The organism is Aromatoleum bremense (genome assembly GCF_017894365.1).
Lineage (GTDB): Bacteria > Pseudomonadota > Gammaproteobacteria > Burkholderiales > Rhodocyclaceae > Aromatoleum > Aromatoleum bremense.
The window spans coordinates 3725886-3739773 of sequence record NZ_CP059467.1; the positions used below are offsets into that span (position 1 = coordinate 3725886).

24 protein-coding genes are annotated in these 13888 nt (G+C 63.9%); all 24 read left to right on the plus strand.

The features are described 5' to 3' along the window. Positions 1-16: 16 nt before the first annotated feature. The 24 genes from pbN1_RS17485 (at position 17) to pbN1_RS17595 (ending at position 13835) form a co-directional block, all read left to right on the plus strand. On the plus strand, positions 17-205 hold the full coding sequence (locus pbN1_RS17485) for a type II toxin-antitoxin system HicA family toxin (protein ID WP_169203204.1): 189 nt from the start codon (positions 17-19) through the stop codon (positions 203-205). Between the two features lie 5 nt (positions 206-210). Next, positions 211-600, plus strand: coding sequence for a type II toxin-antitoxin system HicB family antitoxin (locus tag pbN1_RS17490; RefSeq protein ID WP_169203203.1), 390 nt, complete (start codon positions 211-213; stop codon positions 598-600). 140 nt (positions 601-740) lie between these two features. Further along, positions 741-944: a hypothetical protein gene (locus tag pbN1_RS17495; protein WP_169203202.1), complete on the plus strand. Its 204-nt coding sequence runs from the start codon at positions 741-743 to the stop codon at positions 942-944. 70 nt (positions 945-1014) lie between these two features. Next, positions 1015-1296 (plus strand): nucleotidyltransferase family protein, encoded by a 282-nt coding sequence (locus tag pbN1_RS17500; RefSeq protein WP_169203201.1) that lies wholly within the window; start codon positions 1015-1017, stop codon positions 1294-1296. A gap of 315 nt (positions 1297-1611) precedes the next feature. Then, the gene (locus pbN1_RS17505) at positions 1612-1956 is read left to right on the plus strand and encodes a VanZ family protein (protein WP_210147561.1); all 345 of its coding nucleotides are present in this window, start codon (positions 1612-1614) and stop codon (positions 1954-1956) included. A gap of 40 nt (positions 1957-1996) precedes the next feature. Next, complete coding sequence (locus pbN1_RS17510) at positions 1997-3553, plus strand: ATP-binding protein (protein ID WP_210147562.1); 1557 nt, start codon at positions 1997-1999, stop codon at positions 3551-3553. Positions 3554-3804: 251 nt separating this feature from the next. Continuing rightward, positions 3805-4140 carry an H-NS histone family protein gene (locus pbN1_RS17515; protein ID WP_169204263.1) on the plus strand — a complete coding sequence of 112 codons (336 nt, stop codon included), beginning with the start codon at positions 3805-3807 and terminating at the stop codon, positions 4138-4140. After that, positions 4115-4543: a hypothetical protein gene (locus pbN1_RS17520; RefSeq protein ID WP_210147784.1), complete on the plus strand. Its 429-nt coding sequence runs from the start codon at positions 4115-4117 to the stop codon at positions 4541-4543. The genes pbN1_RS17515 and pbN1_RS17520 overlap by 26 nt, the downstream gene beginning before the upstream one ends. After that, positions 4543-4731: a DUF4160 domain-containing protein gene (locus pbN1_RS17525; protein ID WP_169204264.1), complete on the plus strand. Its 189-nt coding sequence runs from the start codon at positions 4543-4545 to the stop codon at positions 4729-4731. The genes pbN1_RS17520 and pbN1_RS17525 overlap by 1 nt, the downstream gene beginning before the upstream one ends. Continuing rightward, the gene (locus pbN1_RS20855) at positions 4728-5222 is read left to right on the plus strand and encodes a DUF2442 domain-containing protein (protein WP_169204265.1); all 495 of its coding nucleotides are present in this window, start codon (positions 4728-4730) and stop codon (positions 5220-5222) included. Before pbN1_RS17525 ends, pbN1_RS20855 begins: the two co-directional genes overlap by 4 nt. Next, positions 5219-5881 carry a WecB/TagA/CpsF family glycosyltransferase gene (locus tag pbN1_RS20995; RefSeq protein ID WP_280516161.1) on the plus strand — a complete coding sequence of 221 codons (663 nt, stop codon included), beginning with the start codon at positions 5219-5221 and terminating at the stop codon, positions 5879-5881. The genes pbN1_RS20855 and pbN1_RS20995 overlap by 4 nt, the downstream gene beginning before the upstream one ends. A gap of 91 nt (positions 5882-5972) precedes the next feature. Further along, positions 5973-6413, plus strand: a complete 441-nt coding sequence (locus tag pbN1_RS17535) for a hypothetical protein (protein ID WP_169204273.1) — start codon at positions 5973-5975, stop codon at positions 6411-6413. A 56-nt stretch (positions 6414-6469) separates the two neighbouring features. Further along, positions 6470-7462, plus strand: coding sequence for a ParB/RepB/Spo0J family partition protein (locus pbN1_RS17540; protein ID WP_169204272.1), 993 nt, complete (start codon positions 6470-6472; stop codon positions 7460-7462). Then, complete coding sequence (locus pbN1_RS17545; RefSeq protein WP_169204271.1) at positions 7368-8756, plus strand: Mu transposase domain-containing protein; 1389 nt, start codon at positions 7368-7370, stop codon at positions 8754-8756. Before pbN1_RS17540 ends, pbN1_RS17545 begins: the two co-directional genes overlap by 95 nt. Then, positions 8743-9537, plus strand: a complete 795-nt coding sequence (gene istB / locus pbN1_RS17550; RefSeq protein WP_210147564.1) for an IS21-like element helper ATPase IstB — start codon at positions 8743-8745, stop codon at positions 9535-9537. Before pbN1_RS17545 ends, istB begins: the two co-directional genes overlap by 14 nt. 421 nt (positions 9538-9958) lie before the next feature. Then, complete coding sequence (locus pbN1_RS17555; RefSeq protein ID WP_244857008.1) at positions 9959-10186, plus strand: type II toxin-antitoxin system RelE/ParE family toxin; 228 nt, start codon at positions 9959-9961, stop codon at positions 10184-10186. Then, a complete protein-coding gene (locus pbN1_RS17560; protein ID WP_169204319.1) occupies positions 10179-10490 on the plus strand; it encodes a helix-turn-helix domain-containing protein in 312 nt (103 codons plus the stop codon). Before pbN1_RS17555 ends, pbN1_RS17560 begins: the two co-directional genes overlap by 8 nt. Continuing rightward, complete coding sequence (locus tag pbN1_RS17565) at positions 10457-10828, plus strand: type II toxin-antitoxin system RelE/ParE family toxin (RefSeq protein ID WP_244857009.1); 372 nt, start codon at positions 10457-10459, stop codon at positions 10826-10828. Before pbN1_RS17560 ends, pbN1_RS17565 begins: the two co-directional genes overlap by 34 nt. Before the next feature lie 147 nt (positions 10829-10975). Continuing rightward, positions 10976-12193 (plus strand): IS256 family transposase, encoded by a 1218-nt coding sequence (locus pbN1_RS17570; RefSeq protein ID WP_169204317.1) that lies wholly within the window; start codon positions 10976-10978, stop codon positions 12191-12193. A gap of 84 nt (positions 12194-12277) precedes the next feature. Next, positions 12278-12505 carry a helix-turn-helix domain-containing protein gene (locus pbN1_RS17575; RefSeq protein WP_425305743.1) on the plus strand — a complete coding sequence of 76 codons (228 nt, stop codon included), beginning with the start codon at positions 12278-12280 and terminating at the stop codon, positions 12503-12505. Between the two features lie 51 nt (positions 12506-12556). Beyond that, on the plus strand, positions 12557-12781 hold the full coding sequence (locus pbN1_RS17580; RefSeq protein WP_244857010.1) for a hypothetical protein: 225 nt from the start codon (positions 12557-12559) through the stop codon (positions 12779-12781). Positions 12782-12813: 32 nt separating this feature from the next. Continuing rightward, positions 12814-13047 carry an addiction module protein gene (locus tag pbN1_RS17585; RefSeq protein WP_169204243.1) on the plus strand — a complete coding sequence of 78 codons (234 nt, stop codon included), beginning with the start codon at positions 12814-12816 and terminating at the stop codon, positions 13045-13047. After that, entirely contained in the window at positions 13048-13341 is a 294-nt protein-coding gene (locus tag pbN1_RS17590; RefSeq protein ID WP_169204242.1) for a type II toxin-antitoxin system RelE/ParE family toxin, read from the plus strand. Between the two features lie 86 nt (positions 13342-13427). Continuing rightward, entirely contained in the window at positions 13428-13835 is a 408-nt protein-coding gene (locus tag pbN1_RS17595; protein ID WP_210147565.1) for an NAD-dependent epimerase/dehydratase family protein, read from the plus strand. Positions 13836-13888: the final 53 nt, after the last annotated feature.

Consider the following 13888-nt stretch of genomic DNA (forward strand, 5'->3'; position numbering starts at 1 on the left):
GTGTAGAATTACACACATGAAAAGCACCGACATCATCAAGCGACTGGAGTCAGAAGGCTGGCAGCGCGTCGGTGGCAAGGGCGACCACATAAAGTTCAAGCATCCCGGCAAGCCCGGCCACGTAGTGGTGCCACACCCGCGCAAGGACGTGGCGATCGGCACGCTGCGCAACATCTACCGGCAGGCCGGATGGGATTGGAGGTGAGGAACATGTTGTATCCCGTGTACGTGCATAAGGACGAAGGCAGCGCCTACGGGCTGACCTTCCCGGATTTTCCGGGCTGCTTTTCCGCTGCGGACGAATTGGCTGACCTGCCGCGCATGGCGCAGGAGGCCGTGGAGGTGCATTTCGAGGGGGAGAACATGGCGATCCCGAAGCCGTCCGCCCCCGAGCAATGGGGCGATGATGAGCGCTTCCACGGTGGGTACTGGATGCTGGTGGAAATCGACCTGGCGCGGGTGAGCGCAAGGCCCGTGCGGCTGAATATCTCGCTTCCGGAATACCTGGTGCGGCAGATCGACGCCTATGCCGCGTCCCATCATCAAAGCCGGTCGGGCTTTCTTGCCCGGGCGGCAGAAGAGGCGATGCGAGCGCGATAGCCAGTTCGTACCCCCATCGTAAACAGGGGGATACCCACTTTCTTTCGTTCTCGGATATCTTCGGCATCGATCTGGTTCTGCTCGCCAAGCCGAACGCCACGGCAAAAAGTTTGTGCGGCTGATCAAGGAGCGGTTTGACGATGAATTCACAAAAGTCTTCGGCATCGAGCCAGACGCCCTCACGGCCAACGAGGCAGAGTACCTGGTTGGCTTCAAATCGATTGACGCCATCCGAAATCGCCTTGCTGCAACAGAGCAAGGAATCGATCGCCGACTACGTTCAAAAGGAATTACCCGAGCGTCTGAAGCAACGGCATCTGGAGCACATGCTGACAAAGGTGTGACGCCTTCCCACCCCGACACGTTCGCGTGCCCGCTGTAAACTGCAAGATGCCCCAGGAACGGAGTGCGCACATGCGAATTTCTGCCGACAAGGCTCAACTTGCTTCCGACATTATCGCCAAGCAATACGGCGAAAATGCCCGGATATGGTTATTTGGCTCTCGCGCTGATGACAACCAGCGCGGTGGCGATGTGGACCTCTACGTGGAAGCTGACTCCGCGGACGTCATGCGAAAGGTTCGCTGCAAGGCAGCGCTTACCGAGTTGTTCGACCTGAAAGTAGATCTGATCGTAGGCATAGGCGACAAACCGATTCATCGCATTGCGAGATCAACTGGAGTGCGTTTGAAATGACCGAAAACCTCAGGATCATTCACAAAAAGCTCCACTACTTGGCTCGCATGCAAGCCGACTTGCAGCACTCCATTGGAAAGATGGCTTCTCCGCTCCGGAAGACCTGCCGGTGATCGTGTCGACCCACCCTGCTCCATCGTGATTGATGAGACGCCGCTGGCGGGTCGCAAGGTGTTTGTGTACGCGGGCAACAGGGGCGTGGCGCAAGGCACCAGGCTGGCAGAATGCTGCTTGGGGTTGTTCGAGCAACGGTTTGCGGTGAGGCAGACGGTGCATCAGATCGTGGCGGCGCTGGGGTGAGTGAAGGTGTAGATGATGCGTAGCGCGCTGTTTGCGGCTGCCTGCCTGGCGGTGGCTGTGTTGTCGCTGCTACCCGGCGCGGCGCTGCCGCCGGTGGCCTTCAACGTGTGGGACAAGGCGCAGCACGCGGGCGCCTTTGCGGCGCTGGCCGTGCTGGGCCTGTGGGCGTTTCCGCGCCAGCCGGTGGCGGTGGTGGGGGCGTTGCTGGTGTATGGCGTGTTCATCGAACTGGCCCAGGGCGCCACCGGCTGGCGCTACGGCGATTGGCACGATTGGCTGGCTGATGCGGTGGGGGTGACGCTGGGGGGCATGGCGTGGCGCTGCGGCGGGGTTGTGCGGGGAAGGATGGGCGTGGCGTAGCGGCTACAATCGGGGCTTTGCTGTTCCGGAGCCGGCCCTCATGTCCCGCAAGAAGCTGCCCATCGGTATTCAGACCTTCGCACGCATTCGCGAGGATGGCTGTTATTACGTCGACAAGACGGGCTTCGCGCTGCAGCTGATCGAGGAAGGCAACTACTACTTCCTGTCGCGCCCGCGGCGCTTTGGCAAGAGCTTGCTGCTCGACACGCTGGCCGAGCTGTTCGAGGGGAATGAGCCGCTGTTTCGCGGGCTGGCGGCGCATGGGAAATGGGACTGGACCCGGCGGTTTCCGGTGCTGCGGATCAGCTTTGGCGATGGGATGTTGCAAAGCCGCGCGGCGCTGGATGAGCGGATCAACGAGCTCTTGACGGAAAACGAGCAGCGACTGGGTTTGACCGTCGAGCGCGCCAGCGTTGCCGGCCGCTTCGGGGCGCTGATTCGCCAGGCCGAGCAGGTGCATGGCCAGCGGGTGGTGGTGCTGGTCGATGAGTACGACAAGCCGATCCTGGACAACCTGACCCGGCCCGAGATCGCGCGCGAGATGCGCGACGGGTTGCGCAACCTGTATTCGGTGATCAAGGGCCAGGATGCCCACATCCGCTTCGCGATGCTCACCGGGGTGTCGAAGTTCAGCAAGGTGAGTTTGTTCTCGGGGCTGAACAACCTCAACGACATCACCCTGGATGAACGCTACTCGGCCCTCTGTGGCTATACCGACGAGGACGTCGACACGGTGTTCGCCCCGGAGCTGCCCGGGCTGGATCGGGACGAGATCCGCGCCTGGTACAACGGCTACAACTGGACGGGGACATCGGTCTATAACCCGTTCGATCTGTTGTTGCTGTTCCAGAAGCGGCAGTTCCGGCCGTTCTGGTTCGAGACGGGGACGCCGACTTTTCTGGTCGATCTGCTGACGGCACGGCGTACCTTTACGCCGGACCTGGAAAGGGTGGTGGCGCTCGAGTCGCTGCTCTCGAGCTTCGATGTCGACCGGATTCCGACCGAGGCGCTGATGTTCCAGGCGGGCTATCTGACCATCGATTCGGTGCGCTATCTGCCCGGCCTGATGCAGCTGACGCTGCGCTACCCGAACCTGGAGGTGCGCAGCAGCCTCAACAATGCCCTGCTGGAGGTGCTCTCCGACGACCCGGCGCGACACGGCGTGCACCTGCCCCAGCTCTACGACCTGCTGACAGCAAACGATTTCCCCGGCCTGCAGCAGCTGTTTACCGCCTTCTTCGCCAGCATTCCGCACGACTGGTACCGCAACAACCCGATCGCCCAGTACGAGGGCTACTACGCCAGCGTGTTCTACAGCCACTTCGCCGCGCTGGGGCTGGATATTCGGCTGGAGGATGTGACGAATCGCGGTCGGATCGACATGGCGGTGCTGTTCAACCGCAACGTCTATCTGTTCGAGTTCAAGGTGGTGGAGCTGGTGCCCGAAGGCAAGGCGCTGCAGCAGCTGCGCGACCGCGCCTACGCCGACAAGTACCGCGCCCGCGGTGAGCCGATCCACCTGATTGGGGTGGAGTTCAGCCGCGACAGCCGCAGTGTGGTGGGGTTCGAGGTCGAGCGGGTTGCGGCCTCCTCGTAGGATGTTCTAGTCGCGCTCGGCGGTATTGTTGGTTTTCTGGATGAGCGGGGCTATGCTGGGTGGCAACAGCGCCCAAACCTCTGATGCCGGCTCGTCCGGCATTATGTTTGGGCCTTCTTTTGTCGCTCTTGTGCGACGTTGCATGACAGTTTCAACTCGCGGAGGACACCCGATGCTGCGCGCCATCGCGACAGAAGAACTCAGGCTGAGCGGGTCGAAAATTTGAGAACAACACAAACCGAGCAGGCGTAATGAGCACCTATCAGGAAATCCTCGCGCGGATCGAAGCGCTCAAGCAGCAGGCCGAAGAAATGCGGCAGACCGAGATTGCCGGCGTGATCGCCGACATCCGGCAGAAGATCAGCGATTACAACCTGAGCGCGGCCGACCTGGGCTTCGGCACTCCGGCGCGGGCCGAGAAACCGGCGGCGGGCAAGCGCGGGGTAGTCAAGGCGAAATATCGCAACCCGGCCACCGGCACGAGCTGGTCCGGCCGCGGCGTGATGCCAAAGTGGCTGAAGGCCGAGCTGGATGCGGGCAAGGCGAAGGAGGCGTTCCTGATTGCGGATGAAGGTGCGCAGGTCTGATGAATCGCGCCCGGGGCGCGGATCGATTGCGATGAAATCCGGAGCCGGGATTTCGGGGATGCCAGCCGCGGGCGGGGAACGGGCGTGGAAGGTCGTCGCCCTGGCGATAGTGGTCGCGCTCTTCGATGAGGGGCTGCCGGTGCTGCTGGCCTCGGCGGATTGTCACCACCTGGTCATCCAGAAACGCGGCGCCGCCGACGCGGTGCTGCCTTCCAAGCTGACCAACATCCTCGCCGCGGGCGGCAATGCGGTGATTACCGCGGATGCCGACACCACGCTCGGCGTGCTGTGCAGCGAGCGGGAGGGGCACCAACTCGGGAAATCTGCTTGCAGTAGAGCAACCATTGCACTAAATTCGATGTTATGCCGATACTTCAACGCTTTCCTGCGTCACGCGTATTGATGTATGCCGGTGATCACCTGCTTCCCCACGTCCATGTCAAATTGCGCGATGGACGGGAATGCACGGTGGACATCGGCTCACTTGAGATCAAGGGCCGCATTGCGCCACGCGAGATCAAGGAGGAGTTGGACTGGATCGAGTCGAACCGGGCATTCCTGCTCGGCGCATGGCGGAGGTATAACCCGTGAGCAACTATTTTTTCCCCAAGCTGTTGGCTGTGGAAGCCCTCGCCCCTTATCGCTTGCGCACGAACTGGAGCACCGGCGAGTCGCTGGAGGTCGATGTAGAAGGCGTATTGCGTTCAATCCCCACACTCATCGCCATCCTCAACCCGGAGGTGTTTGCCCGGGTTCATGTCGGCGAATGGGGTAACAGCATCGAATGGATCGACGAGGAGTTCGGTGCGGACAACGTCTACGCCTGGGCCAAGGAACAGGCCGGCGATGTCAGCCATCAGATGTTCGACGAGTGGATGCACCGCAACGCGTTGTCGCTCAACACGGCGGCCGAGGCCCTGGGCATCAGCCGCCGCATGGTCAGCTACTACCGCACGGCGCACAAAGCCATCCCGCGTGCGATCTGGCTGGCCTGCCTCGGCTGGGAAGCGACACGACCAAAGACCAAGACGCTTCCGCGTGCTTTGCCCACGGCTCGCGAGTATGCAGCACTCCACGCTTGAAGCTGGCCGGTTATCACCACGGCTACTTCTGGAGCAACGAAGTCGGAACGGTCGAGAAGATCCGCGCCAGCGGCGCGCAGTCGCTGTTCGTGGCGATCACCTCGCCGAATAAGGAGAACTTCATCAACCGCTGGCACGACCAGTTTGGCGTGAGCGTCGTGATGGGCGTGGGCGGCACCTTCGACGTCGTCGCCGGCAAGGTAAAGCGCGCCCCGCTGCAGCCCTATGAGGGGCTGCCGGTGCTGCTGGCCTCGGCGGCTTGTCACCTCGTCATCCAGAAACGCGGCGCCGCCGACGCGGTGCTGCCTTCCAAGCTGACCAACATCCTCGCCGCGGGCGGCAATGCGGTGATCACCGCCGATGCCGACACCACGCTCGGCGTGCTGTGCACCGAGCATCCCGGCATCGCGGTGCTGGCGTACCGGCTGCGGGTGGCGGATTCGATCATGCTGGCGCTGCCGGATGCGCAGCACGAGCGCTATCGCTGGTGGCGGCCGGCGGACATGCGCGAGAGCGCGGCGGTGCATGGGAATGCGCGGGCGTATGTGAACGACCCCGCGCAAGCCCACCGCATGACGCGCTGGCTACGCGCGCCTGGGCCCTCAGCGCTCACCAGAATTGACCCGGCTTCCGCTCAAGTAATTGACCCAGCAATCTGAGGTAGGGTCGCCGCCGTGACGGCGGCCGATTGATCTATTTGGCCCGCCTGTCGGACGCTCTCTGGAGGGTTCCCTCGGCAGAGGTCCGTCCATGCAGAGCAAACAGTGCGCTGGCTGCGGCAAGTTATTCCATCCCCGGCCGCAAACCCCCCGGCAAAGTTACTGCGCGTCGGCGGCGTGCCAGCGGGAACGGCGACGTCGCTGGCAACTGGCGCGGCGGCAGAGCGATCCCGAGTACCGAGAGAATCAGGCGCGGGCGCAGGCGGCGTGGGCCGCACAGCATCCCGATTACTGGCGCGAGTACCGGCGTTCGCATCCGGCGTACAGCGACCGTAACCGCCGCCAGCAGCAGGCGCGCGACGCGAGGCGGGCGGCACGCGTTCTTGCAAAGATGAACGTGTGGACGCGTGAAACGCCCGTGCCCTCAGGGATTTACCGGCTGAGCCCGGCCACGCGTGACGATCTTGCAAAGATGGACGCGTGGATGGTTCGAATCACTGCGGTTTCAAGCCCTTACGCACCCTCCGGCTGATCTTGCAAAGAGAGGACGTCATCGCCATTCGCAGCGCGGCTGGGTAGGGTTCGGTCATGGACACCCCGGCCCCCCAGATGCCTGAAGTCGATCTGCACCGCCTCGATCTGCGCTTCGCCGACGCGCGGCTGCTCGAGCCGCGCGCGATCGAGGCCCTCGCCCGCTCGATCGAGCAAAGCGGCCAACTCATTGCGTGCATCGCCGTCCCCGACGCCGACAGCCAGCGCCTGATCCTGGTCGACGGCTACCGGCGTGTGCTCGCCCTGCGTCGGCTCGGACGGGACACCGCGCGGGTGGAAGCCTGGGCGTGCGATCTCGCGCAGGCCCTGTTGACGATTCTCGCGCAAGCCGGCCGCCGACCTTTCGCGGCGCTGGAAGAGGCTCTGCTGCTGCAGGAACTCGTGCGCGGCCAGGGGCTCTCGGAGCGCGAGGTGGCGCGCCGCTGCGGCCGCGACGTGAGCTGGGTCAGCCGGCGTCTGGAGCTCGTCTGCGGCGTGCCCGAAGCCGTGCTCGCGGCCGTGCGCCAGGGCACGGTTTCGACCTGGGCGGCGACACGGGTTCTGGCCCCGTTGGCGCGCGCCAACACCGCGCAGGCGACGCAGCTGCTCGCTGCGCTGGCGGCGACGCCGCTGTCCACCCGAGAGCTGCAGGTCTGGTTCCGGCATTACCTGACGAGCCCGAGTGCCGCCCGCGAGCGCATGGTGGCCCAGCCGCGCCTGTTCATTCAGAGCCTGCGCGCGCAGGAAGAAGAGCTCGCCGATACGCGCCTTCGCGCCGGGCCGCACGGCCAGTGCGCGGCCGATGTCCGGCAACTCTTGGCGCTGATCAGGCGGCTGCGTAGCCGGCTGCCGAGCCTGTCCCGCGAAGTGCTTCCCGAATCCCTTCTCGGCGCGCTCGCTCACCTGCGCGCCGCCCTCGATGCGCTGCACTCCGAGCTTGCGAGGAGCCTTGACCATGACGCCGAGCCAGATTCGCGATGCCGTCCGAACCCTGCAAGCCCAAGGCAAGAGCCTGCGCGAGATCAGCCGTGTGCTCGAGCTATCGCGTAATACCGTGCGCCGGATCGTGCGCCCCGACGATCCGGCGCGATCGGAAGACGCATGCCCGGGTGTGCCGCGGGCCTATTTGAAGTCGGCCTTCGAGCGCGCCCAGGGCAACGTCGTGCGCGTGGCCGAACTGCTCGCCGCCGAGTACGAGCTCACCGTCTCGTACAGCACGCTGACCCGCTGGGTTCGCGAGGCCGGACTGCGCGCACCGCCCCCGCGTGCCGGGCAATACTTCTTCGCGCCGGGCGAGGAAATGCAGCACGATACCTCGCCGCATCGCGTCACCCTGGGCGACAAGACCGTGACCGCGCAGTGTGCCGGTCTCGTGCTCGCCTACTCGCGCCGGCTGTTCATCCGGTATAGCCCGCGTTTCACGCGCTTCGAAGCCAAGGAGTTTCTGCTCGAGGCGGTGCGCTTCATGGATGGCGCTTGTCCGCAGTGCATCATCGACAACACCAGCGTGATGCTCGCCGCCGGCGCCGGAGCGGATGCTGTCATCGCGCCCGAGATGGCGGCCTTCGCCCGCACGCTGGGGTTCGAATTCCGTGCGCACCGGGTCAATCATCCCGATCGCAAGGGGCGGATCGAGCGCAACTTCTTCTTCGTCGAAACCAATTTCCTGCCCGGACGCCGCTTCACCGACTTCGACGACCTGAACCGCCAGGCGCTCGCCTGGTGCCAGGAGGTGGCCAATGCCCGACCGAAGCGGTCTCTGGGGATGTCGCCGGAAACCGCCTATGTGCTCGAGAAGCCGTATTTGCGGGCGCTGCCCGCGGTGCTGCCGCCGGTCTATGAGGTCTTCGAGCGGGTAGTGGACCTGAACGGCTATGTCTCGCTCGAGGTCAATCGCTACTCCGTGCCGGAGCGTCTGGTCGGGCAGGCGGTGACGGTCTACAAATATCCGGCCCGCGTCGACATTCATCATCGCCATCGCGTGGTGGCGACCCATCTGCGGCTGATCGGCCAGCGCGATGCGCGCAGTACCGACGCCGCGCACCATCCCACCCCCGTCAGGGCCAGCCGCACGCCGGCCCTCGAAGCGCAACTGCGCGACGACAGCCCCGAGCTCGAGGCCTATGTGCGGGCCCTCAAGCAACGCGGTCAGGGCCGTGGGGCCCGGGCCTTGCGACGCCTGCTCGAGCTCCAGCGCACCTATCCCGGGGAAGCCTTTCTGGCGGCCGTGCGCCAGGCGGCGCACTACGGGCTGTACGATCTGGGGCGGCTTGAGAAACTCATCCTGCGCGAGGTCGCCGGCAACTTCTTTGCGTTGAACGACGCGCTCGATGACGACGCGTGAGCAGATCCACGCCCAGCTCGCCCAGCTGCGGCTGCGCGGCATGGCCGCCGCCCTCGATGCCGAATTCGAGCGCGCCGAGCGCGAAGGCGCGCCGCCGGCCGAAGTCGTCGGGCGCTTGCTGGCGGCCGAAGCGGCCGAGCGGCGCGAGAAGAGCCTCGCGTACCGACTGACGCAAGCGAAGCTGCCCTGGCGCTGGACGCTCGATTCCTTTCCCTTCGACCGCCAGCCCGGGGTCGATCGGGGCCAGATCCGCGCCCTGGCCGGACTCGACTTCCTGCGCCGCAACGAGAACATCCTGCTGATCGGCCCGCCGGGGACCGGCAAGACCGGCATCGCGCTGGCGCTTCTGCGCGCGGCGTGCCTCAATGGCCACGCCGCGCGCTTCTACAAGGCCCAGGTCCTGCTCGACGAGCTCTATGCCTCGCTCGCCGATCGCTCGACACCGAAGCTCCTCGCGCAACTCGCCCGCTTCCAGCCACTGCTGATCGATGAACTGGGCTATCTCACCCTCAAGCCCGAGCAGTCCAATGCCTTCTTCCGGCTGATGGATCAGCGCTACGGGCGCGTCTCGACGCTGATCACCACGAACTTGGAACCGAGCGCCTGGTACGAGTTGTTCGCCAACAAGGCCCTTGTCGACGCCTTGCTCGACCGGCTCCAGCACCGCTGCATCACCATTCGCATCGACGGACCCTCCCTGCGAACCCCAGTGCCGCACTCGCCGCCGACGAACAAGGGCGCGTCGAAATCGGCGCCCCTCCCGTGCGCACCCGCGGCATAACCCGCCCCATCATTCCCTGCGCAAACCCTGGGGCGCTGCCCCAGACCCCGCACTCGCCGTGAGGCAGACGCCGGGGATGGAAAAATCCCATCCCCGGCGCTGCCACGAGCGTATCTCCCCTCCAAGGCGTCAAGGGCTTTCGCGGCATAAACGCGGCGATAAACCCGCCGCATTTATTCCACGGTCCCTTGACCCCTTTCCGGGTTGTTCACTGCGCACTGGCCGGGTCCGTTCTGATAAGCAGAAATGGGTCAGTTTCCGTGAGCGTCGAGGCCTGGGCAACGCGGTGGCCAGAAGTTAGCAAAACCGCTAACATTCAGAACATGAACTGGACAGTCAGTTACTTCAACGAGGGCGGCAGCGGGAAATCACCAAATGGCCAGTCGGCATCTACGCCGACTTCCTGCGCCTCATCTTCCTGATGGAGGAGCACGGTGCCGACCTGCGCCTACCGCACTCTCGCGCCATGGGCGATGGCCTCTTCGAGCTGCGCTGCAAGGGTGAGGAAGGAATTGGCCGAGTGTTCTACTGCACGTTGGTCGGACGCCAGATCGTCATCCTGCACAGCTTCATCAAGAAGACGCAGGAAACTCCAGACCGGGAGCTGAAGACTGCCCGCAAGCGACTGAAGGAGGTCAAACATGGATAGAGAGCATTTCAAGCCGGTTCGCCTGGACACCAAGGCGGAACTTGCCCGTGCCATGCAACGGCCGGGATTCAAGGCTGCGTGGGACGGACTGGAGGAAGAGTACGCGGCACTCAACGAGCTGCTCCAGGCGCGCAAGCAAGCCGGCCTGACGCAGGAAGAAGTCGCTGCCCGCATGGGCACGACCAAGAGCGCCGTGTCGCGTTTGGAAGCATCCATTCGTAGCGAAAGCCATTCGCCCTCGTTCGCGACGCTGCGCAAGTACGCGCACGCTTGCGGCAAGCGACTGGTCATCAAGATGGTCTAATTGAAAGTTGGGAGACGACCCCCGATTTCCCGCACCGCCAGCCGCACGCAAGCGCTGAACCCCGGCCTGAAGCGGGCCGGTTCCTCTACAAGAAGCGGGTTGCCCGCCCTGGCGGCGGCAAGAGCGGCGGTTACCGCACGCTGCTGTCGGCCCGGATCGGTAGCCGCTACGTGTTCCTGCATGGGTTCCCCAAGAGCGACAAGGCGAACATCACGCAGGAGGAGAAGAAGGCGCTGCAGTTCGCCGGCAAGGTGTTCCTGGAACTGTCCGCCGAGGCTTTGTCGAAGGCGTTGCTGTCGGGCGTGTTATTGGAGGTGCATTGTGAGCAAGATCATTGAGTCCCTGCGGGGTGACTTGGCCGCGCTTCACAAAGCGGGGATTGAGTCCGTAAACTGCTGTAAATCGAGTGGCAGGTAGCCACCGCTTCAGTTCGGTACGATGACGTTGTCGAAGCGTTGATCAACCGAAGAAAGGCAGGCGAAGCGATGGCTGGATATGATGTTAGCGTAGGGCGTGATTTGTTGCCAGGGCTGTTGAGCGGTCAGGACGGGCTGGCGAAACTGGTAGAAGCGGTTCTGAACCAGATACTGGAGGCGCAAGTGACAGAAGCGTTGGGAGCGGAGCGGCACGAACGCACGGAAGAGCGCGCCGGCTACCGCAACGGCACGCGAGCACGCACGCTCTACACACGGGTGGGGCCGGTGACGCTGCTGGTGCCGCAGACGCGGGATGGCAGCTTCTCGACAGAGATCTTCAAGCGTTACCAGAGGAGCGAGCAGGCGTTTGTACTGGCGCTGATGGAGATGGTCGTGCAAGGCGTCTCGACGCGGAAAGTATCGGCGATCACCGAGGAGCTGTGCGGCACGAGCTTTTCCAAATCGACGGTCAGCGCGCTCTGCGCCGGACTGGACGGACGTGTCGGTGCCTTCAACGAGCGACGGCTCGAAGGCGATTACCCGTTTGTTCTGGTCGATGCGCTGTTCATCAAGAGCAGGGAAGGCGACCGCGTCGTATCGCGCGCCGCACTGGTCGTGTCGGGCATCAGGAGTGACGGCTACCGCGAAATTCTCGGCGTGAAGATCGGCGACACGGAGAGTTTCGCCACTTGGGATGAGACGTTCCGCTGGCTCAAAGGCCGGGGGTTGAAAGGCGTCATGTTCGTCGTTTCCGACAGCCACGGCGGGCTGACGCAGGCGGTCGCAAAGCATTTTCAGGGGGTGACCTGGCAGCGCTGCCAGGTGCATCTGATGCGCAACATTCTGGGGAGCTGCAGCGCCAAGATCCGGGCCGACGTGGCGGCGGCAGCCAAACTCGTCTTCCAGGCGGCGGACATGGCCGAGGCCAAGCGCCGGCTCGCCGAATTCGTCGAGCGCTTCGAGAAAACGGCGGCAAAGGCCGTGGCGTGCATCGAGGAAGGTTTCGCCGACGCAATGGCGGTCATGGCGCTGCCAGAGAAATACCGGCGGCGGCTGCGCACGACCAACATGCAGGAGCGGCTCAACGAAGAGATTCGCCGTCGCGAGCGGGTGATCCGCATCTTCCCCAACGACGAATCCGCCCTGCGCCTGATCGGCGCCCTGTTGGCCGAGCAGAACGAGGTCTGGCAGGAAAGACGATATCTGGATATGGATGAATTCGCGGAGTGGGTCGCCGCCCGCGCCGCCGCCGGCGAGAGCAACAACGTTGTTGCTCTCGCCGGATAAAAACCATTCGTCATCATCCGGGCTGAAGAGAATTTACAGCAGATTTTGGACTTGACTAAAGCGGGGGCGCTCAGCAAGGTGACGATGCGCGAGTTCGACGCGATCTGCCCGCCGCCGGTGCGGGAGTTCAGTGCTGCCGATATCAAACGTCTGCGCGAAGCCTTGAAGTTCAGCCAGCCGGTGTTCGCTCTTCATTTGCACACGTCGGCCTCGACAGTGCGCAAGTGGGAGCAAGGCGAAACCCATCCCACCGGGCCGGCCCTAAAGTTGCTCAACGTCATCGCCGACAAGGGCTTGCAGGCCATCATCTGATGCATCACCTGCAGCCCTGAACCGAGTGGCATCGGCAAGTACAGCGGCGAGATGGCGCGCTGGCTCACGGACGGTGACCGCGCCGCCCTATTGCCCGGACTGGAAGGTGTGGCCTTGCTGGGCCCGACCAAGGCGCGGGAAAGGCTCGGCTGGACGCCGGAGATCACCGTGCAGCAGATGTGCGCGGAGATGGTGGCGGAGGACTTGAGGGTGGCACGGCGGCATGCGTTTCTGAAGGCGCATGGGCACGATGTGCCGGTGGCGGTGGAGAACTGAACTAGAATCGTCGTAGCAGAAGGAGAAATAGCATGCACCGCTCCATCCAGGAACTCGGCATCGATCGCCTAAGCGTGGCGGATCGCATCGCGCTTGCCCAGGAGATCTGGGACTCCATTGCGGAATCAGTTCAGAACACCGCACCCAACGCGGCCGAGATTGCCGAGCTCGACCACCGTCTTTCGGAAGACGAGAACGCCCCTGAATCTGCTATTGACTGGCAGCAGATCCGCTCGGCCGCCCTTCGCAAATGGTCGCAGAACTGAATGCACCGAATTCTGTTTCGGCCGCAGGCGCGTGATGAATTTGACGCCGCAGGGGATTGGTACGAACGCGAGAGCCGCGGTCTCGGCAAAGCGTTTCTCGACGCAGTCGAAACTCAGCTCTCGCGAATCGGGGCCGACCCACTGGCCTATCCCGTGGTTCATCGCGACATCCGCAAGGCCGCGCTGAAGCGCTTTCCTTACTGCATCTATTTCAGGCTGCGTGGCGACGCGATAGTCGTCCTTGCCGTCTTCCACACTGCACGCAATCCAGCGACCTGGAAACGGCGTAGTTGATGCGAATCTGCCCGCCCGATACCACACGCTCGACACCCGAAAACCCATGACCCCAACGACACCATCCTCGTCGCCGGCATTGTGGCATGGTCGGCTCGGCCATCGTCCGTCGCCTGCAGGCGCTGGACTACGCCAACATCCTCACCGCCGGCCGTGACACCCTGAACCTGCTCGATCAGGCGGCGGTGCAGGCTTATTTCCGCGTCAACAAGATCGATCAGGCCTATCTGGCCGCGGCCAAGGTGGGCGGCATCCATGCCAACAACGCCTACCCGGCCGAGTTCATCTACGAGAACCTGGTGATCGAGGCCAACGTCGTCCATGCGGCCCATGTGAGCGGCGTGCAGAAGCTGCTGTTCCTGGGTTCGTCGTGCATCTATCCCAAGCACGCCGCGCAAGCTGCTCGAGGTGTCGCGCCTGCGGGCGCTGGGCTGGGCGGCCCGCATCGGCCTGGAAGAAGGCCTGCGCGACGTGTACCGCTGGTATGTCGATAACGTGGAGCAGGCGCGGGCGGCGTAATGCGAATCCTGATCTATGGCATCAACTA